19 protein-coding genes are annotated in these 19483 nt (G+C 70.2%); 10 read left to right on the top strand and 9 right to left on the bottom strand.

Annotation, left to right across the window (positions count from 1 at the left end; translation table 11 throughout):
• The first annotated feature begins 32 nt into the window (after positions 1-32).
• The 7 genes from cysC to ACIA8X_RS16550 are packed head-to-tail and all read left to right on the top strand — an operon-like array spanning position 33 to position 6393.
• A complete protein-coding gene (cysC, locus tag ACIA8X_RS16580; RefSeq protein ID WP_393447702.1) occupies positions 33-569 on the top strand; it encodes an adenylyl-sulfate kinase in 537 nt (178 codons plus the stop codon).
• Positions 566-1504 carry a sulfate adenylyltransferase subunit CysD gene (gene cysD, locus ACIA8X_RS16575; RefSeq protein ID WP_393447700.1) on the top strand — a complete coding sequence of 313 codons (939 nt, stop codon included), beginning with the start codon at positions 566-568 and terminating at the stop codon, positions 1502-1504. Before cysC ends, cysD begins: the two co-directional genes overlap by 4 nt.
• Before the next feature lie 2 nt (positions 1505-1506).
• Positions 1507-2841 carry a sulfate adenylyltransferase subunit 1 gene (locus tag ACIA8X_RS16570; protein WP_393447698.1) on the top strand — a complete coding sequence of 445 codons (1335 nt, stop codon included), beginning with the start codon at positions 1507-1509 and terminating at the stop codon, positions 2839-2841.
• The gene (locus ACIA8X_RS16565; RefSeq protein ID WP_399458538.1) at positions 2829-3923 is read left to right on the top strand and encodes an aliphatic sulfonate ABC transporter substrate-binding protein; all 1095 of its coding nucleotides are present in this window, start codon (positions 2829-2831) and stop codon (positions 3921-3923) included. The genes ACIA8X_RS16570 and ACIA8X_RS16565 overlap by 13 nt, the downstream gene beginning before the upstream one ends.
• 54 nt (positions 3924-3977) lie before the next feature.
• Positions 3978-4766, top strand: a complete 789-nt coding sequence (locus tag ACIA8X_RS16560) for an ABC transporter ATP-binding protein (RefSeq protein WP_393447694.1) — start codon at positions 3978-3980, stop codon at positions 4764-4766.
• Positions 4753-5646, top strand: a complete 894-nt coding sequence (locus tag ACIA8X_RS16555; protein ID WP_399458537.1) for an ABC transporter permease — start codon at positions 4753-4755, stop codon at positions 5644-5646. The genes ACIA8X_RS16560 and ACIA8X_RS16555 overlap by 14 nt, the downstream gene beginning before the upstream one ends.
• 6 nt (positions 5647-5652) lie before the next feature.
• Positions 5653-6393 (top strand): sirohydrochlorin chelatase, encoded by a 741-nt coding sequence (locus tag ACIA8X_RS16550; RefSeq protein WP_393447690.1) that lies wholly within the window; start codon positions 5653-5655, stop codon positions 6391-6393.
• Between the two features lie 86 nt (positions 6394-6479).
• Here ACIA8X_RS16550 and ACIA8X_RS16545 read toward each other — a convergent pair whose 3' ends face one another.
• Both ACIA8X_RS16545 and ACIA8X_RS16540 read right to left on the bottom strand, forming a co-directional pair.
• A complete protein-coding gene (locus ACIA8X_RS16545) occupies positions 6480-7673 on the bottom strand; it encodes a ketopantoate reductase family protein (RefSeq protein WP_399458536.1) in 1194 nt (397 codons plus the stop codon).
• 113 nt (positions 7674-7786) lie between these two features.
• Positions 7787-8452: a DUF4097 family beta strand repeat-containing protein gene (locus ACIA8X_RS16540; protein ID WP_399458535.1), complete on the bottom strand. Its 666-nt coding sequence runs from the start codon at positions 8450-8452 to the stop codon at positions 7787-7789.
• A gap of 231 nt (positions 8453-8683) precedes the next feature.
• On the opposite strand from ACIA8X_RS16540, the gene ACIA8X_RS16535 reads away from it, so the two are divergent.
• The gene (locus ACIA8X_RS16535; RefSeq protein WP_393447684.1) at positions 8684-9430 is read left to right on the top strand and encodes a helix-turn-helix domain-containing protein; all 747 of its coding nucleotides are present in this window, start codon (positions 8684-8686) and stop codon (positions 9428-9430) included.
• 14 nt (positions 9431-9444) lie between these two features.
• Here ACIA8X_RS16535 and ACIA8X_RS16530 read toward each other — a convergent pair whose 3' ends face one another.
• Both ACIA8X_RS16530 and ACIA8X_RS16525 read right to left on the bottom strand, forming a co-directional pair.
• Complete coding sequence (locus ACIA8X_RS16530; RefSeq protein WP_393447682.1) at positions 9445-9816, bottom strand: DUF4440 domain-containing protein; 372 nt, start codon at positions 9814-9816, stop codon at positions 9445-9447.
• Positions 9813-10367: a DUF1697 domain-containing protein gene (locus ACIA8X_RS16525; RefSeq protein WP_393447680.1), complete on the bottom strand. Its 555-nt coding sequence runs from the start codon at positions 10365-10367 to the stop codon at positions 9813-9815. The genes ACIA8X_RS16530 and ACIA8X_RS16525 overlap by 4 nt, the downstream gene beginning before the upstream one ends.
• A gap of 304 nt (positions 10368-10671) precedes the next feature.
• Here ACIA8X_RS16525 and ACIA8X_RS16520 point away from each other — a divergent pair, with 304 nt between their 5' ends.
• Positions 10672-12939, top strand: a complete 2268-nt coding sequence (locus tag ACIA8X_RS16520; RefSeq protein WP_393447678.1) for an MMPL family transporter — start codon at positions 10672-10674, stop codon at positions 12937-12939.
• A 59-nt stretch (positions 12940-12998) separates the two neighbouring features.
• Here the strand turns inward: ACIA8X_RS16520 and ACIA8X_RS16515 are convergent, their stop codons facing one another.
• The 5 genes from ACIA8X_RS16515 to ACIA8X_RS16495 form a co-directional block, all read right to left on the bottom strand.
• Positions 12999-14234: a glycosyltransferase gene (locus tag ACIA8X_RS16515; protein WP_393447676.1), complete on the bottom strand. Its 1236-nt coding sequence runs from the start codon at positions 14232-14234 to the stop codon at positions 12999-13001.
• A gap of 59 nt (positions 14235-14293) precedes the next feature.
• On the bottom strand, positions 14294-15073 hold the full coding sequence (gene erm, locus ACIA8X_RS16510) for an ErmE/ErmH/ErmO/ErmR family 23S rRNA (adenine(2058)-N(6))-methyltransferase (RefSeq protein ID WP_399458534.1): 780 nt from the start codon (positions 15071-15073) through the stop codon (positions 14294-14296).
• A 289-nt stretch (positions 15074-15362) separates the two neighbouring features.
• The gene (locus ACIA8X_RS16505; RefSeq protein WP_399458533.1) at positions 15363-16646 is read right to left on the bottom strand and encodes an ABC transporter substrate-binding protein; all 1284 of its coding nucleotides are present in this window, start codon (positions 16644-16646) and stop codon (positions 15363-15365) included.
• Entirely contained in the window at positions 16646-17479 is an 834-nt protein-coding gene (locus ACIA8X_RS16500; RefSeq protein ID WP_399458532.1) for a carbohydrate ABC transporter permease, read from the bottom strand. The genes ACIA8X_RS16505 and ACIA8X_RS16500 overlap by 1 nt, the downstream gene beginning before the upstream one ends.
• Entirely contained in the window at positions 17476-18411 is a 936-nt protein-coding gene (locus tag ACIA8X_RS16495; protein ID WP_393447668.1) for a carbohydrate ABC transporter permease, read from the bottom strand. The genes ACIA8X_RS16500 and ACIA8X_RS16495 overlap by 4 nt, the downstream gene beginning before the upstream one ends.
• Before the next feature lie 171 nt (positions 18412-18582).
• On the opposite strand from ACIA8X_RS16495, the gene ACIA8X_RS16490 reads away from it, so the two are divergent.
• Positions 18583-19446: a phosphotransferase enzyme family protein gene (locus ACIA8X_RS16490; RefSeq protein ID WP_393447666.1), complete on the top strand. Its 864-nt coding sequence runs from the start codon at positions 18583-18585 to the stop codon at positions 19444-19446.
• Positions 19447-19483 lie beyond the last annotated feature (37 nt).

Genomic DNA, 19483 nt, shown 5'->3' with positions numbered 1-19483 from the left:
TGACCGAGCTTGCTACGAATTTGGAGAACCACGTGACGAGCGGAGCCACCGTCTGGCTCACGGGTCTGCCGAGCGCCGGCAAGACCACCATCGCCTACGAGCTGGCAGGCCGGCTCCGCGAGGAGGGCCACCGCGTCGAGGTGCTCGACGGCGACGAGATCCGCGAGTTCATCTCGGCGGGCCTCGGCTTCAGCCGCGAGGACCGGCACACCAACGTGCAGCGCATCGGCTTCCTCGCCGAACTGCTCGCCCGTAACGGCGTCAAGGCGCTCGTCCCGGTGATCGCGCCGTATGCCGACAGCCGTGACGCGGTGCGCAAGCGGCACCAGGAGAGCGGGGCGGCTTACGTCGAGGTGCACGTGGCCACGCCGGTCGAGGTGTGCTCCGTACGCGATGTGAAGGGTCTGTACGCCAAGCAGGCCGCGGGCGAGCTCACGGGGCTCACCGGGGTCGACGACCCGTACGAGGAGCCCGAGTCGCCCGACCTGCGCATCGAGTCCCAGAACCAGACCGTTCAGGAGTCCGCGGCGTCGGTGTACGCCCTGCTCAGCGAAAGGGGTTTGGCATGACGACCACTGTCGCCACGGTGGAGGACGGCACGGACTCCCCGTACGCCCTCTCGCACCTGGACGCGCTGGAGTCCGAGGCGGTGCACATCTTCCGCGAGGTCGCGGGCGAGTTCGAGCGGCCGGTGATCCTGTTCTCCGGCGGCAAGGACTCCATCGTCATGCTGCACCTCGCCTTGAAGGCGTTCGCCCCCGCGGCGGTCCCCTTCTCGCTGCTGCATGTGGACACCGGACACAACTTCCCCGAGGTCATCGACTACCGGGACCGCACGGTCGAGAAGCATGGGCTGCGGCTCCATGTGGCTTCCGTACAGGACTTCATCGACCGGGGTGTGCTGCGCGAACGTCCCGACGGGACCCGCAATCCGCTGCAGACCGTGCCGCTGACCGAGAAGATCCAGAGCGAGAAGTTCGACGCAGTCTTCGGCGGCGGACGACGCGACGAGGAGAAGGCCCGGGCGAAGGAGCGGGTCTTCAGCCTGCGCGACGAGTTCTCCCAGTGGGACCCGCGCCGCCAGCGCCCCGAACTGTGGAACCTGTACAACGGCCGCCACGCACCCGGCGAACACGTCCGCGTCTTCCCGCTGTCCAACTGGACCGAACTGGACGTCTGGCAGTACATCGCCCGCGAGGGCATCGAGCTGCCGGAGATCTACTTCGCGCACGAGCGCGAGGTCTTCAAGCGGGCCGGCATGTGGCTGACCGCCGGTGAGTGGGGCGGGCCGAAGGACGGCGAGACGGTCGAGAAGCGGCTCATCCGCTACCGGACCGTGGGCGACATGTCCTGCACCGGTGCCGTCGATTCGGACGCGGTGAGCCTGGAGCAGGTCATCACCGAGATCGCCGCCTCCCGGCTGACCGAGCGCGGCGCCACCCGCGCCGACGACAAGCTCTCCGAGGCCGCGATGGAAGACCGTAAGCGCGAGGGGTACTTCTAAGCATGAGCACGACGACGACCGAGGAACTCTCGGCCACCACCCTGCTGCGGTTCGCCACCGCGGGCTCCGTCGACGACGGCAAGTCCACGCTCGTCGGCCGGCTGCTGCACGACTCCAAGTCGATCCTCACCGATCAGCTGGAGGCCGTGGAGCGCGCCTCGGCCTCGCGGGGTCAGGACGCGCCGGACCTCGCGCTGCTGACGGACGGCCTGCGGGCCGAGCGGGAGCAGGGCATCACGATCGACGTGGCGTACCGTTACTTCGCCACGCCCCGGCGCCGGTTCATCCTCGCCGACACCCCCGGCCATGTGCAGTACACCCGCAACATGGTCACGGGCGCTTCGACGGCCGAGCTGACGGTCATCCTGGTCGACGCCCGCAACGGCGTCGTCGAGCAGACCCGCCGGCACGCCGCCATCGCCGCGCTGCTGCGGGTGCCGCACGTCGTGCTCGCCGTGAACAAGATGGACCTGGTCGACTACCAGGAGTCCGTCTTCGCCGCGATCGCCGAGGAGTTCACGGCGTACGCGCTGGAGCTGGGCGTCCCGGAGATCACCGCGATCCCGATCTCGGCGCTGGCCGGCGACAACGTGGTGGACCCGTCCGCGAACATGGACTGGTACGGCGGCCCGACCTTCCTGGAGCACCTGGAGACGGTCCCGGTCAGCCACGACCTGAGCCACTGCCACGCCCGCCTTCCCGTGCAGTACGTGATCCGGCCGCAGACCGCCGAGCACCCGGACTACCGGGGCTACGCCGGTCAGATCGCCGCCGGTTCCTTCCGGGTCGGCGAGTCGGTGACCGTGCTGCCGTCGGGCCGTACGTCGAAGATCTCCGGCATCGATCTGCTGGGCAAGCCGGTCGGCATCGCGTGGACCACCCAGTCGGTGACCGTCCTGCTGGAGGACGACATCGACATCTCGCGCGGTGACCTGCTCGTGCCGACCAAGGACGCGCCCGCGACCACGCAGGAGATCGAGGCCACGGTCTGCCATGTCGCCGACCAGCCGCTGGCCGTCAACCACCGGGTGCTGCTCAAGCACGGCACCCGCACGGTCAAGGCCATCGTCAAGGACATCCCGTCCCGGCTCACGCTCGACGACCTGTCCCTGCACCCGCACCCGGGACAGCTCGTCGCCAACGACATCGGCCGGGTGAAGATCCGCACCGCCGAGCCGCTGCCGGTCGACTCCTACGCCGACTCGCGCCGCACCGGCTCCTTCATCCTCATCGACCCGAACGACGGCACCACGCTCACCGCGGGCATGGTCGGCGAGTCCTTCGCCTCGCCGGAGCCGGTCAAGGACGACGCCGAGGACGACGGGTGGGACTTCTGAGAGCCCGGCTCGTCGCCGTCCTGACCACGCTGCCGCTGCTCGCCCTCGCGGCGTGCGGCTACGGCTCCCAGGCCAAGGAGAACACCGAGCAGGCCATCGCCGGTGCGGCCAAGGTGGACGGCCTGGACTCGGTGCGGATCGGCTACTTCGGGAACCTCACCCACGCCACCGCGCTGGTCGGCCGGCACGAGGGGCTGTTCCAGAAGGAGCTGGGCGGCACGACGGCGGAGTACGCCACGTTCAACGCCGGCCCCTCGGAGATCGAGGCGCTGAACTCGGGGTCCATCGACATCGGCTGGATCGGCCCCTCCCCCGCCATCAACGGCTACATCAAGTCGAACGGCGAGAACCTGCGGATCATCTCCGGTTCGGCCTCGGGCGGTGTGAAGCTCGTCGTCGACCCGGAGAAGATCAAGTCCCTGAAGGACGTCAAGGGCAAGAAGATCGCCACGCCGCAGCTCGGCAACACCCAGGACGTGGCGTTCCTCAACTGGGTCTCCGAGCAGGGCTGGAAGGTCGACGCGCAGAGCGGCAAGGGCGATGTCTCGGTGGTGCGCACCGACAACAAGATCATGCCGGACGCCTACAAGTCCGGCTCGATCGACGGTGCGTGGGTGCCGGAGCCGACCGCGTCCAAGCTGGTCGCCGAGGGCGCGAAGGTGCTGCTCGACGAGGCCGACCTGTGGCCGGACAAGAAGTTCGTGATCACGAACGTCATCGTGTCGCAGAGCTTCCTGAAGGAGCACCCGCGGGCCGTGGAGGCCGTACTGCGCGCCTCGGTGAAGACCAACAAGTGGATCAACGACAACCCGGATCGGGCGAAGGCGGCGGCGAACGCCCAGTTGGCGGCCGACACCGGCAAGGCGCTGCCGACCTCGGTCCTCGACCCGGCGTGGCAGTCGATCCGGATCACCGACGACCCGCTGGCGGCCACGCTCGGCACCGAGGCCGAGCACGCGGTCAAGGCGGGGCTGTTGCAGAAGCCGGACCTGACGGGCGTCTACGACCTGGCGCCGCTGAACAAGGTCCTCAAGGCCGAGGGCGAATCCGAGGTCGACGACGCCGGACTCGGCGTCAAGTAAGCCGCGTTTCCGAACGACAAGAGTTCCTACGAGCGTTCCCAGGAGGTGACGACCATGGCAACCGCCCTCGCCAAGGCCGCGGGCACGGATGCGTCCGTGGAGCACGCCGCGCGCATCGAGCATGTCTCGAAGTCCTTCGCCGGCCCCGCCGGGCAGCAGCTCGTCCTCGACGACATCACGCTCGATGTCGCACCCGGCGAGTTCGTCACCCTCCTCGGAGCGTCCGGCTGCGGCAAGTCGACGCTGCTGAACCTCGTGGCCGGACTGGACAAGCCCAGCGCGGGCAGCATCACGACCGACGGCCGCCCGGCGCTGATGTTCCAGGAGCACGCCCTCTTCCCGTGGCTGACCGCGGGCAAGAACATCGAACTCGCCCTGAAGCTCAGGGGCGTACCGAAGGCCGAGCGGCGCGAGCGGGCCGAGGAGCTCCTCGAACTGGTCCGGCTCAAGGGCGCGCACGGCAAGCGGGTGCACGAGCTGTCCGGCGGTATGCGCCAGCGCGTCGCGCTCGCCCGGGCGCTGGCGCAGGACAGCCGACTGCTGCTGATGGACGAGCCGTTCGCCGCCCTGGACGCGATCACCCGGGACGTCCTGCACGACGAACTGACCCGCATCTGGCGCGAGACGGGACTGTCCGTCCTGTTCGTCACGCACAACGTGCGCGAGGCGGTCCGGCTGGCCCAGCGCGTCGTCCTGCTGTCCTCGCGCCCGGGCCGCGTCGCGCGCGAGTGGACGGTCGGCATCCCGCAGCCGCGTCGCATCGAGGACGCCGACGTGGCGGAGCTGTCCCGGGAGATCACCGAAGAACTGCGTGGGGAGATCCGCCGCCATGGCCAGCACTGACACGACCCCGGCCAAGGACGGCAACGACCTCGCCGGACTCGAAGCCGGTCTGGACGCCCTGGAGACGGTCCAGACGGGTCGTACGCCGCTGCGGAAGACGCTGACGCAGAAGGTTCTGCCGCCGATCGTCGCCATCGTGCTGGTGCTCGGTGTCTGGCAGTTCCTGGTGTCGTCCGGGATCGCCGACGACCCGTCGAAGCTGCCGTCGCCGTCCGACGTGTGGGGCGAGCTGCGCGACTCATGGCTGCAGGGCACGCTCCACGAGTACATCTGGACGTCCGTCTCCCGCGGCCTGCTGGGCTTCCTGCTGGCGCTGGCGATCGGTACGCCGCTTGGCCTGCTGGTGGCACGGGTGCGGTTCGTGCGGGCGGCCATCGGCCCGATCCTGTCCGGGCTGCAGTCGCTGCCGTCCGTCGCCTGGGTGCCGCCGGCCGTGATCTGGCTGGGGCTGACCGACCGGATGATGTTCGCGGTGATCCTGCTCGGCGCGGTCCCGTCGATCGCCAACGGCCTGGTGTCGGGCGTGGACCAGGTGCCCCCGCTCTTCCTGCGGGCGGGCCGCACGCTGGGGGCGACCGGCCTGAAGGGCACCTGGCACATCGTGATGCCGGCCGCGCTGCCCGGCTATCTGGCGGGCCTGAAGCAGGGCTGGGCCTTCTCCTGGCGTTCGCTGATGGCGGCGGAGATCATCGCGTCCTCCCCCGACCTGGGTGTGGGTCTGGGGCAGCTGCTGGAGAACGGCCGTACCACCAGCTCCATGTCCATGGTCTTCTTCGCCATCCTGCTCATCCTGATCGTCGGCATCGCCATCGACCTGCTCATCTTCAGCCCGCTGGAGCGCCGGGTCCTGCGCAGCCGCGGCCTGCTGGCAAGGAGCTGAGGTCCCATGCCCGTGAAGCCGGTCCTTCTCGTCATCGCCCACGGCAGCCGCGACCCGCGGCATGCCGCGACGGTGCATGCCCTGGTACGGCGGGTGCGCTCGCTGCGCCCTGACGTACGGGTGGAGACCGGCTTCCTGGACTTCAACATCCCGTCGGTGCAGGGGGTACTGGAGTCGCTGGCGGCGGAGGGCGTCCGGGACGTCGTGGCGCTGCCCCTGCTGCTGACCCGGGCCTTCCACGCGAAGGCCGACATCCCGGCGGTCCTGCGGGACGCGCCGCCGCAGCTGCGGATCCGGCAGGCGGAGGTGCTGGGCCCGTCGCCGCTGCTCCTCGCCGCCCTGGAACGGCGGCTGTACGAGGCCGGGCTGACGCCCGCCGACAAGTCCTCGACCGGGGTCGTGCTGGCCTCGGCGGGGTCCACCGACCCGGAGGCGATCGCAGTGATCGCAGAAATCGCGCGGGAGTGGCGGCACACCGGTTGGTGCGCCGTGCGACCTGCGTTCGCCTCCGCATCCCTTCCCCGCACCGAGGACGCGGTCCGCGAACTCCGGGAACTCGGCTGCGAGCGGGTGGCCGTCGCGCCGTACGTCCTGGCCCCCGGGTTCCTCCCGGACCGCATCGCGCGGGGCGCGGCCGAGGCGGACGTGCTGGCGGACGTGCTCGGGGCGGCGCCCGAGGTGGCGCGGGTGCTGCTGGAGCGGTACGACGCGGCCGGAGTGCCGGCGCTGGCGGCGGTCGGGGCCTGAGGGCGGGCTCTGCCGACCTCACCTGGCCGGATGCCGAACAACCCTCGCCGCCTGTCCCGGAGTTCGAGCGAGTTCCGCGCGCCGGTTCAGCGCGCCGTCCGGACCGCCTCGTCGGCCAGCCGCACCAACTCCCCCACCGGCATCGATCCCGCCGCCCGGCGCTCGCGCGCGAAGGTGCCGGCGAGGTGCTGGAGGAGTTCGTTCAGCGGGGTCGGTACGCCGTGCAGGCGGCCCAGCAGGGCGATCTCGCCGTTGAGGTAGTCGGCCTCGATGGTGCCGGTGCCGCGGATGAGGGACTGCCAGGAGGAGCCGCCGCCGCGCGGGGCCCCGTCGAGAGGGACCAGGGACACCTTGTCGCCCCGTACCGCCTGCTGTTCCTCGGCGCCCGCGTACGCGATCCCGGCGGCGTCGAGCACCGCCGCGCCCTCGGCCCGCACACGCCGGAACAGCGCCGCGCCCTCCTCGCTGTCGACGGGGCCGGTCACCGCCTCCAGGGCGTTGCCGAGGTTGGCCAGCAGCTTGGCGTACTGCCAGCGCGCCACGTCCGCCACGACCGGCGCCTCGAAGTGCGACTTCTCCAGGTCGGCGGCGACGAGGCGGGCGGTCTCGTCGGTGCCGTGCGGGTGGCGGCCAGGGCCTGTCTGGCAAATCCCCGTCGTCCGCCCGGAGGGCGGGCCAGGCGGCGTCTGGTGCGTGCGATCGCAAGGCGCCGGAGCGCCCTCGTGGCGGAGCCACGTGGGCGGTTCGGCAACGCGGCGAGCGTGCGTGCCAGACACCGCCTGGCAGGCGGGGATTTGCCAAACAGGCCCTAGGTGCAGGATGCCGGTGAGGGGGCGGCCGGCGGCGGAGACGACGCCGGGTTCGACGTACGTCGACGGCAGCCAGACGCAGACGCCGTACACCCGTCGGAACAGCCGCAGGGCTAGGCGCTGGCTCTCGACGCCGTTCTGCGCGCAGAACAGTGGCAGCCGCTCGGCGGCCGTACCGCCACCGGCGACCGGTACGGCCGCCCAGGTCTGCAGCGCCGCCGCGCTGTCCTGCGTCTTGACGGCGAGGACGAGCACGTCGTCGGGGTGCAACTCCCCGAGCGCTGCGGGCCCGTCGACGACCGGCAGCCGGTGGATCAGCTCGCCCTCGGGCACCCGGAGCCGCAGCCCACGGTCCCGCAGGGCCTCGAAGTGCGCTCCCCGTGCGACCAGTACGACCTCGTGTCCCGAGCCCGCGAGCCGTCCGCCGACGACACCGCCGATCGCCCCGGCCCCGATGATGATGTAGCGCATGGGACGAGCCTCGCACAGCCATGTGTAGGGCCCATGAACGACCCCTGTCCCCTGTCCCGGGGCAGGGACAGGGACAGGAGCAGGAGCAGGAGCAAGTGCCGTGACCGAGCGGGTCAGAGGCTGCGGGCGGTGATGTCGCCGTGGGAGGTGGTGGCACGGATGTCGAGTTCGGCCGTGCCGTCGTTCTTGAGGGAGTTGCTGACCCGGCCGTAGCCGGTGCCGGCGTCCAGGGCGGCCGAGACGCCGGCGGCGGCGCCGACCGAGATGTTGCCGGACTCGGTACGGAGCACGACCGAGCCGCGCACGGCCTCGGTGATCCGGATGTCGCCCCTCGCGGTGCTGATCTCCGCGGGCCCGCCCAGCCGGCCGACCTCGACGTCGCCGTCGGTCGCGGTGAGGCGGAGGCTCGCGGCCTCGTCGATCTTGATCTGGCGGTACGCGCCCTCGAAGGCGACGTCGCCGAGCCGCCCCACGCCCCGGAACTCGGCGGCCTCCGCCTTCGCCTCGACGCGAGAACCGGCGGGCAGCTGGATGGTCACCTCGACGGATCCGAAAGAGCCGAGGAGCCGGTTCTCCGCCTCCGGGGCCTCGACCCGCAGGACGCCGTCGGCGTAGGCGACCTCGATCCGCTCCGCCGCCTTCACGTCGCGGCCCTTCGACGCGTCCGCGGGCAGGACCTCGACGACGGTGTCGGCCCGGTCGGCGGCGATGAACCGGATGCGTCCCGCCGGGATTCCGAGGACGACGGAGACCGGGGCGGGGGTGTCGAACTTCTGCATGATGTTCTCCTGTGACTCGTCGTTTCTGATGAGAGAAACGCTACGTTGCATTCATGGATCTGGCAACGCCGTCGTTGCACGTAACTGCTGTAAATGCAGGTGAGAGCAAGGAAATCGTTGCAACGGCACTGAAAGTAATGCAACGAAAGAACGTCGAATGTTGCAATGAACTGCGAGTGAACGCTACCCTGAAGGCACCGAGCAACATCAGGGAGCACGAAGGAGACCGCGATGCCGGGAGGCAGACTCACCCAGCCCGAACGCCAGCAGATCGCGCTGGGGCTGGCCGACGGCCTCGCCTACGCGGAGATCGCCCGACGCCTCGACCGTCCGACCTCGACGATCACGCGCGAGGTGATGCGCAACGGCGGCCCCACCGCCTACCGCGCCGAAGCGGCCCACCGCGCCACCGAACGCCGCGCCCACCGGCGCAGGCAGGCCGCACCCCGAGGGGGCGGGGCACCCGAGCAGGCCTTCGGACGCGACGCGGAGGCCGTGCGGGAGTACGAGGAGTTGTTCACCACCGTCATGGTGGCTTCGGGCATGCCCGCGATGATGGCCCGGGTGATGGCCTGCCTCACCCTCACCGACTCGGGCAGCCTCACCGCGTCCGAACTCGTCCAGCACCTCCAGGTCAGCCCGGCGTCCGTCTCCAAGGCGATCGCGTTCCTGGAGAGCCAGGGCATGGTCCGCCGGGAACAGGGCGAACGCCGCCGCGAGCGCTACGTCGTCGACGACGACGTCTGGTACCAGTCGATGCTGGCCAGCGCCCGCGCCATCGCCCACCTCGTCGAGACCGCACGGCAGGGCGTCCGCGTCCTCGTCCCGGGCACGCCGGCCGCCACCCGCCTGGAGAACATCGCCCGCTTCCTCGACTTCGTCTCCGAGAGCACCGCCCGCGCTGCCGAGCAGGCCCGCGAGATCCTCCGCACCAAGCCCGAAACACCGTCGGGCGGCGCTACCGAGCCCTCAACCTGAGGTCGCGGGCGGGATCAGGAACCGGTACTGAACGGCGTCCCTTGATGGAAGTACATCTGCCACCCGTCCTCGGTGCGCCGCCACAGCGAACTGCGGTGCGCGTGGCCGCCGTTGTACACCGTGTCGAAGGTGAGGTGGACGACATCGGGGGCGAGCCGGACGCCCTGGATCTCCGAGGTGACGACATGGCGGTCCACAGGATCGGTGTCCGCGGGCAGGCGGGACATGGTCGACGCCCGGTCCCAGTGCCGTCCCGACGAGCCGAACTCGTGGAACTCCGGATGCAGTAGCGACCCGAGCAGTTCGGCCGAGCGGCGGACTTCGGGGTCCATCAGCCTCAACTCGCCCTCGATGGCGGCCTTCACGGCGGAATCGTGTTCAGTCACCTCTGATCACCTGTCATCTCCACGAGTTTCAGCACGGTGTTCCAGTTACGACTCGTGGCGATCAAACCCTTGTTGAGCCGCGGCCGCGACAGGATTTCGCCTAGCTTGGAGCGGCCCAGGCCGTCCGGGGCGTACAGGTACAGCTCGCGGTCGCCGAGCCGGAACTCCTCCGGCAGGTAGGCGGCCCGGTCGATCTCCGCGAAGCGCTCGGCGTCCACCGGGGCGGAGAAGTAGGTGACATGGAGCTGCTTGGGCTCCAACTCGACTGCGGGGAAGGGGCAGTTGTCGGCGACGGCCCTGAGGTAGGCGTGGTCGCGCACGATCACGTCCACGGCGAAGCCGAACTGCTTCTCGATCGCCGACGCGAGCTCCGCGGCCAGGGACTCCTCGTCGCCGTGGTCGGCGGTGAAGACCGCCTGGCCGCTCTGGAGATAGGTGCGTACGTCGCCGTAACCGATGCCGGTCATCAGGGTGCGCAGTTCGGCCATCGGGAGCTTTCTGCTGCCGCCCACATTGATGCCACGGAGGAGCGCCGCGTACGTCGTCGTCATCCCGTCAGCTTAGGGCGGCCGTCGCGCCCCGTGGGGGTGGGCACGACGGCCGCCTGGCCCCGTAAGTTACTCACCGGTCAGTAAGAGCACAACCGCTTCCCCCTGATCGTCGCCCCCGACACGACCGGACAGATGTAAGGGACCGGCATCCTCCCCAGTGGGGAGAGCCCGGTGTCCAAGGGGATGAGTTCCGGCCGCCGAGCTTCACCGGGGAGCACGACGAGATGCCCTTATCCGGCCCATACCTTCGAAACGAAAGGTGGCGGCAGGGGGCCGCCACCGCAGATCAAAGGGGCTAGCCCTCATGGTGAACGGAGATACGCGGGTCCGGGGCCTTGCCGCTCGGGCCGGCGGCTGGAGCGCCCGGCACCGATGGGCTGCCGTGGGCATCTGGGTGCTGTTCGTCGTCCTGGCGATGGGACTCGGTTCGGCGGCCGGCCGCGTGGACGTCAAGGACAGCGACCAGCTGAAGGGCGAGACACACACCGCAGCCAAGATCATCGAGGACGCGGGCATCAAGGAGCCGGCCGGCGAGACCGTCCTGATTCAGGCCAAGGACGGCTCGCTCAAGGCCACGGACAACGAGTTCCGGTCCGCCGTCACCGCGGTGGTCAAGGCGGTCGAGGGCACCGGCAAGGTCACGGACGTGACATCGCCGTACGACACACAGACGATCTCCAAGGACGGCCGCAGCGCGCTGGTGCAGTTCGACATGCGCGGCGATGCCGAGACCGCCGGTGAGCGCGTGGAGCCCGTGCTGAAGGCCGTGGAGGACGTCCAGAAGGGCCATGAGTCGCTGCGGATCGAGGAGATCGGCGGCGCCAGCATGATGAAGACGTTCGACGACGCGTTCGGGGACGACTTCCAGAAGGCCGAGTACTCCGCGGTGCCGGTGGCCCTCGGCATTCTGCTCATCGCCTTCGGCGCCCTGGTGGCGGCGCTGCTGCCGGTGCTGCTCGCGGTCACCGCGATCATGGCGACGATGGGTCTGATGGGCATCGTCAGCCATGTCATGCCGATGAGCGACACCGCCAACTCCGTGATGCTGCTGGTCGGTCTGGCCGTCGGCGTCGACTACTGCCTGTTCTACCTGCGCCGTGAGCGCGAGGAGCGCGAGGCCGGCCGGGACGCCCAGACCGCCCTCAGGGTCGCCGCCGCCACCAGTGGCCGCGCGATCATCGTCTCGGGCGTCACGGTGTGCGTGGCGATGGCCGGCATGCTGTTCACCGGTCTCGCCGAGTTCGAGGCGATGGGCCTGGCCTCGCTGATGGTCGTGGCGGTCGCCATGGTCGGGTCGGTCACCGTCCTGCCCGCGGTGCTGTCGCTGCTCGGCGCGCGAGTGGAGAAGGGCAAGATCCCCTTCCTGCACCCGGAGAGCAAGCTCCGCCGCAATCGGGGCGGCGCGAACCGCGAGAGCCGTTTCTGGACGGCCGTACTGAAGGGCGTGCTCGCACGGCCGGTCATCTCGGTCGTGGTCGCCGCCGGTGCGCTGCTCGCCATCGCGGCTCCCGCACTCGGCATGAAGACCCAGAACCTCACGCTGGACCAGGAGTTCGGCGACTCGCTGCCCATCGTGCAGACGTACAACCGCCTCAACGAGGCCTTCCCCGGCGGTTCCGACCCGGCCGAGGTCGTCGTCAAGGCCGACGACATCAACGCTCCCGAGGTGACGTCCGCGCTCGCCGACTTCCGTGAGCGGGCGGTCAGTTCGGGCGCCTCGCGCGGCCCGGTGGAGATCAAGCTGCACGACGAGAAGAACATCGCCTTCGTGTACGTCCCGCTGGTCGGCGGCTCCGACCTCGACAAGGCGGGCGCCAGCCTGGACAAGCTGCGCGACGAGGTACGTCCGGCCACGCTCGGCAAGGTCGACGGCGTCGAGGCGCCGATCACCGGGCAGGTCGCCGGTTCGAAGGACTTCAACGACCAGCTGGCCGGAGCGGTCGTCCCGGTCTTCGCCTTCGTCGTGGTCTTCGCCTTCGGTCTGATGCTGCTGTGCTTCCGCTCGCTGACGATCGCGATCACCTCGATCGTGCTGAACCTGCTGTCGGTGGGCGCGGCGTACGGCATCCTCGTCGCCGTCTTCCAGCACGGCTGGGGTGCGTCGCTGGTGGGTGCGGAGGGCGTCGGCGCCATCATCACCTGGCTGCCGCTGTTCCTCTTCGTGATCCTGTTCGGACTGTCGATGGACTACCACGTGTTCGTGGTCTCGCGGATCCGCGAGGCGCGGCTGCGGGGCCGTACGACGAAGGACGCGATCCAGCACGGCGTGGTCACCACGGCCGGGGTCGTCACCAGCGCCGCTGTCATCATGGTCGCCGTGTTCGCGATCTTCGGCACGCTGTCGATGCAGTCCATGAAGCAGATGGGCGTCGGCCTCGCGGCCGCGGTGCTCATCGACGCGACGATCATCCGGGGCGTGCTGCTCCCGGCGGTCATGGCACTGCTGGGCGAGCGCAACTGGTACCTGCCGAAGTGGCTGAACCGCCTGCCTGACCTGACGCACGACGAGGCGCCGGAGGCCGTGACGCGGGGGACGGCCCGGGAGGACGAGGGCGAGCGGGTGCCGGTCTGACCCGACTGCTCGACGACGGGGCCCGTTGACTCTCGGGGGAGTCAACGGGCCCTGTCCTTTCAGGTGTTTCCGTGCGCTTCTCGTACGGCGGCCAGTTCGGCCTCGATCAGGTCCGCGGCCCGCCTGGTGCCGCCCTCTTCGGCCATCTCCGACTGGATCCCCTTCAGGCGCCGGGCGACCTCGGGGTCGCCGACGAGGGCGAGGGCGGTCTCCCGCAGGGTCTGGGCGGTGGCCTCCTCCGTGTCGATCCGGCGGGCGACGCCCAACCCCTGGAGCATGTCCGCGTTCCCGAACTGGTCCACGGCCTGCGGTACGGCGATCATCGGGGTCGCGGTGGCCAGTCCCTCCTGGCTGCCGCCGGCGCCGGCGTGGGTGACGAACAGGTCGGCCTGTTGGAGGATCGCCAACTGCGGTACCCAGGAACGTACTTCGACGCCGGCGGGTACGTCCCCCAGCTCGGCCGGGTCTACGTGCCTGCCGATCTGCAGCACCAGGTGCCAGCCCGGCAGATCACCGAAGGCGCGGACGCACTCCCGGTAGAAGTCCGGCTGCTTGGTGAAGGACGACCCGAGGGAGACGAGTACGACCTTCTCGGCGCCGTCGGGCCGCTGCCAGTCGCCCTCGGCCGCGCGGTCGCCCTGGCAGGCGCCGACGAAGGTGTGGACCGTCTCGTCGACGCGGTCGGCGTTGGGCTGCAGGGCCCGCGGGATGAGGACGAGCGAGCGGTCGGGACGGCCGGCGAACGGATCCGGGTGCTGCGTGATGCCGTTCTCCTCCAGCCATGTGTGGAAGCGGCGGTAGTACGCCTGCCCGCGCTCGGTCTTCTTCGGCTCCGCCCACATCGGCTCGGCGACCTCCTCCTCGTAGCCCTCCCAGGCGACGAGGTTCGGCGAGAGGGAGACCGCGGGGACGCCCCAACGGTGGGCGAGGACCCGCGCCGGGTACGAGGTGATGTCGTGCAGGACGAGGTCCGGCTCGTCTCCCTCGTACGCCTCGATCAGCTGCGGGAGCGCCTGGATCGCGTCGGCGAGGAACGGCTCGACGTTGTCCAGCAGGGTGCTCCCCCAGGCCTCCGGGTCGGCGTCGGGACCGGGCAGGGTCGAGTTCCAGAGCTTCGGCTCGGCACCGGCCTCGGCGACCTTCTCGGCGAAGGCCGGCGGAATCGCGTACGTGACCCGGTGCCCGCGTGCCACGAGCTCGCGGATCACTTCGAGGCTTGGGTTCACGTGGCCGTGGGCGGCGATGGAGAACATCGCGATGTGAGCGGGGCGGGTGGCGTGAGCGGGACTGGTCATGACCTTGACGCTAATCGAGACGATACGTCTCGTGCAACTCGAATTCACGCTACTTGAATTCACGGCGCCAGCACCTCGTGCAGCCTCAGCCACGCCCCTGGCGGCACCTCGCCGACGAGAACCCGCGCGTCGAGGCCCGCCTCGCGGAACGCCGCGTCGACGCGCCGCCTCGGGTGGACCCGGCGCAGCGACGCGTGCAGCGAGCCGCCGACTCCGGAGAAGCCCAGGTCGACCAGGCGCCGCCAGCCGTCGTACGCGCCGGCGTCGAGCAACGGTGTGCGGCGTCGCTCGATCCGTACGATCCCGGCGTCCACCCGCGGCACGGGCCGGAAGCTGTACCGCCCGACCCGGCCGACCAGCCGCCACTCGTGCCGGGGCCAGGTCAGGACCGTCAGCCGGCTCCAGCTGCCGTAGTCGCCCGTGCGCTTACGGGCGTACTCAAGCTGGGTGAGGAGTGTGGCGTCGGTGAGGGCGGGGGCCCGCAGGCACCAGTCGACGATGGCCGCTGTGCGGGAGAAGGGCACGTTGCCGGCGACGGAGAAGGGTGTGCGCGGGGGCCGCGCGGCGAGGAAGTCCTCGGCGATGACCCGGACTTGGGGTGTGCCCGAGAAGCGCGTCCGCAGGGCGGGGACGAGCCGTGGGTCGATCTCGTACGCGAGGAGGCATCGGCAGCGCGGGGCGAGGAGCTCGGTCAACGCGCCCTTTCCGGCGCCGACTTCGAGCAGCAGGGGTGCCTCGCGTCCGTTCGGTACGGCCAGTCGGGCGAGCTGTCCGGCGGCGGTGCGGTCGGCGAGGAAGTTCTGCGAGAGCGCGCGGGATACGCGGGTGGGGCGGGCCATGGCCTGCGGTCCTTGTCTTCCGTGGAGAGGGAGAAGGGCAGACGAAGGCCCTGACCGGAAGACAGGAGGAAGCAGGAGATACGGGTGCCGCGAAGGCTCAGCGGGCGTGGCTCCCCGGACCGGTCAGGGCTCCGGGGCCGCGGCGCATCCGTACGGAGTGCGCGTAGCCCCGGCCGAGACCGGTGTTGATGATCGCGTTGTTCGCTGCCACGGACGGCACGTTAGGCGGGGCCGGGTGACGCGGACAACTGAATTTCGTCGGTGCGGATGCTGCCGATCCTGGCTTACGTCAGCGCTGGTAGCGCGCCAGCACCAGGTTCCCGTCGTCCTCCAGACGGTCGCGCAGCTCGGCGAGGTCGATGGCCCCGCTGTAGTACTCCTGGAAGGCGGGCGTGGCGACCTTGTCCTTCCACTCCGGATAGCCCCGTACGGACTGTGCGGGCGCCGAGCGCAGATGCCCGGCGAGGGCGGTGCCGGTGGCCCAGTCGTTCTCGGTGGTGTGCAGGGCCGGGTCCTTGAGCGCCTCGGTGCCGGTCGGCAGCATCCAGTCCCCCAACGCGAGCCGCACCATGTTCTCGGGCCGGAGCAGGAAGTCGATGAACTCGGCCGCCTCCCGTTTGTGCGGGCTGTCCTCGGCGATGGACAGGGTCTGCGGGCTGACGCCCTGGGTGAGCCCTTCGGCGCCGGCCGGGGCGGGCAGCACCTGCCAGTCGAAGCCCTTCGGCGCCTGCTGCACGATCTGCTGGCGGTAGGAGAAGCCGAGCGGAACCATCGCGTACTTGCCGCCGAAGAAGCCGGGCAGGGTGTCCGAGCCGCCGCTGCCGAGGGTGGTGGGCGAGGCACTGTGGTCGGTGTCGGCCTGGTCGTGGATCGTGCGCGGCACGACCTGGTCGCCCGTCCCGAACCGGATCGTCACCTTGCCGTCGGCGCCCCGGTGGAAGAGCTGTCCGCCCGCCGACAGCGACAGGTTGAGGGTGGCGGAGACGGGCTCCTTGAGCGGCCAGGCGACGCCGTACTTGCCGTCCCCGCTGAGCTGTTTGGTGATCTTCCGGAACTCCGCCCAGCTCCAGGGCTGTTCGGGGGTCGGAATGCGTACGCCCGACTCCTTCAGCCACTTGGCGTTGGCGATGAGGACCCGCGGCTCCTGGAGGAAGGGCACGCCGTAGATCCCGTCCCCGAAGGTCGCCGTGTCCCAACTGCGCTGCGGGATGTCGGACTTGAGCCGCTGCGGCAGCAGATCGGTCAGGTCGGCGAGGTAGCCGCCGTACGCGAAGTCCGCGAGGTCGTCGGAGGCGTCGTGGATGATGTCCGGGGCCTCACCGCCCTCGAAGGAGGTGAGGAGCTGATCGTGGACACTGTCCCAACTGCCCTGGACGTACTCGACCTTGACGTCCGGGTGGGTCGCGTTCCACTCCTTCACCAGCTCCTGGTTGACCTCGACGGACTCCTCCTGCCAGGCGAGGGACTGGAAGCGCAGGGTGACTCGCCCGTCGGAACCGCCGTCGTCGCCACCGCTGCACCCGGCGAGCAGCAGGCTCAGGACGACCAGCGTCAACAGCAGCTTCTTACGCATCAGTTCTTCACCGCCCCGGCGAGCATGCCGCCCGTGATCCGCCGCTGGATGACCGCGAACACCACCAGCGAGGGCAGCGTCGCGAGGAACGCGGCGGCGGCCAGCGGGCCGAGGTCCGCGACGCCCTCCGCGCCGATGAAGTGGGTGAGGACGACCGGCAGGGTCTGTTTCTCGGGGGTCTTCAGCAGGACGAGTGCGAAGAAGAACTCGTTCCACGCCGTGACGAAAGCGAACAGCGCCGTCGCCACGATCCCCGGCGCCAGCAGCGGCGCGGTCACCGACACCAGCGTCCGCACCCGCCCGGCCCCGTCGACGGCCGCGGCCTCCTCCAACTCGGGCGGCACCGCCCGTACATACCCCACGAGCATCCACAGCGCGAACGGCAGCGCCCACACCACGTACACCATGATCAGCCCCGGCATCGAGTTGATCAGCCGCAGGTTCTTCAGCACCAGGAACAGCGGGATGATCACCAGCACCAGCGGGAACGCCTGGCTGACGACCACCCACCCGGTCGCCGCGCGCGCGAGCCGGGTGCGGTGACGGGCCATGACGTACGCCATCGGGGTCGCGAGGAGTACGGCGATCAGGGCGGCGCCGAGTGCGGCGATCAGGGAGTTGAGGGCGGCGTGCAGCAGGGGCTGCTCGTCGAAGGCCTGGCGGAAGTTGGCGAGGGTGGGGTCCTTCGGGATCCAGGTGGGGTGCAGGCTGCCCAGTTCGCGGGGCGGTTTGAAGGCGGTGGAGATCAGCCAGAGGAAGGGGAAGACGAGGAAGAGGAGGTAGGCGAGCAGGGCGACGTACTGTCCGGCGCGGCCGGTTCGACTGGTCCTCACGCCTCGTCACCCCCTTTGAGCCTTCCGACGAGGAAGAGGGCGAGGAGTATCGAGATCACCGCGACCATCACGCATCCCATCGCCGCCGCGTAGCCGAACTGCCCGTAACGGAAGGCCTCTTCGTAGGCGAAGAGCATCGGCAGGCGGGTGCGGCCGCCGGGGCCGCCGCTGGTGAGGACGTAGACCAGGGCGAAGGAGTTGAAGTTCCAGATCAGGTTGAGCGCCGTGATGGAGAGGGCGACGGGCCTGAGCGCGGGCCAGGTGACCGTGCGGAAGCGGCGCCAGGCGCCGGCGCCGTCCACGGCCGCCGCCTCGTGCAGTTCGCGCGGGGTGTTCTGGAGGCCGGCGAGCAGGGCGACCGTCGTGGTCGGCATGCCCGCCCAGATGCCTACGACGATGACGGCGGGCAGCGCGGTGCCGAGCCCACTGAGCCAGTCGCGGCCGTCGCCGAGGCCCAGGTCGCGCAGGGTCTCGTTGAGGATGCCCGCGTCGGGGTTGTAGACCAGCCGCCACATCACGCCGACGACGACCTCGGGCATGGCCCACGGGACGATCGCGAGGGCGCGGGCCAGCCAGCGCAGGCGCAGGTCCTGGCTGAGGAGGAGGGCGAGGCCGAGGGCCAGCAGGAACTGCGGCACGGTGACGCCGACGGCCCAGACCAGGCCGATCCGGAACGACTCCCAGAACAGCGTGTCCTGCAGCAGATCCCGGAAGTTGAGACCGCCGATCCACTGCGTGGGCTCGGTCCGTCCGGACTGCGCGTCGGTGAAGGACAGCATGACGCCGTAGAGCAGCGGACCGACGCTCAGGATCAGGATGGGGATCAGCGCGGGAAGTACGAGAAACCAGGCGCCGTGATCCCTGACGCGCCGCGGTGCCTTGCCGCTGGGCGCACCTCTCACCGGTCTCTGCGCCTCGGTCACCGACGTCACTGAATCAGCCCCTTTTTGCGCGGCTCGGGTGGGCCCGGTCATGGTCGTGAAGGCGCTCTGCCCCGTCAAGACCGCGCGCACGCGGTCCGACCTGTGGAAATGCGAGACTGCACGTCGATGGCGGGAATCCGACGCCGTTCATGGAGGCGTACGACCACTCGGAGGCGGACGATGGACGAGGCACAGGCGCGGGTCGTACTGGCCGCGGCGGGAGTACTTCCGGCCCCGGCGCGGGACGCGCGACTGCTCGCCCTCGGCGAGAACGCGGTGTTCGCCGCGGGTGACCTGGTCGTCAAGGTGGGGCGCGACGCGGAACTCCTCGACCGTGCGCGGCGTGAACTGGCCATCGCTGTGTGGCTGGCCGATGCGGGCGTGCCGGCGGTGCGAGCGGCCGAGTCCAAGGCGCTGCTGGTGGAGGGGCACCCGGTGACCGTGTGGCACCGGCTGCCCGATCCGGTACGTCCCGCCGAGCCACGGGATTTGGCCGAACTGCTACGGGTCGTACACGCCCTGCCCACGCCCTCCTTCGATCTGCCTCCGCGTGAGTTGCTGGGTGGTGTGGAGCGGTGGCTGCGGTTGGCCGGCGAGGCGATCGATCCGGCGGACGCGGCGTACCTGCGTGAGCGGCGGGACGGGTTCGCGGCGGCTGCGGCCGGGTTGACTCCTCGTCTGGCGCCGGGGCCGATCCATGGGGATGCGCTGCCGCGCAATGTGCATGTGGGGGCGGACGGGCCGGTGCTGGTGGATCTGGAGACGTTCTCGGCCGATCTGCGTGAGCACGATCTCGTGGTGATGGCGCTCTCGCGGGATCGGTACGGGTTGCCTGCGGCGGCTTATGAGTCGTTCGTCGAGGCGTACGGCTGGGATGTGCGGGAGTGGGAGGGGTGTTCGGTGCTGCGGGGGGCGCGGGAGACGGCCAGTTGTGCGTGGGTGGCGCAGCATGCGCCGAGCAATCCGAAGGCGTTGGTGGAGTTCGAGCGGCGGGTGGCTTCGTTGCGGGACGGGGATGAGACGGTGCGGTGGCTTTCGTTCTGAGCGCCTGGGGTCCGGGGGCTGCGCGTTGTCGGGCGGC

The organism is Streptomyces sp. NPDC051738 (genome assembly GCF_044453205.1).
GTDB lineage: Bacteria > Actinomycetota > Actinomycetes > Streptomycetales > Streptomycetaceae > Streptomyces.
This window is presented reverse-complemented; position numbering and strand designations above follow the sequence as displayed.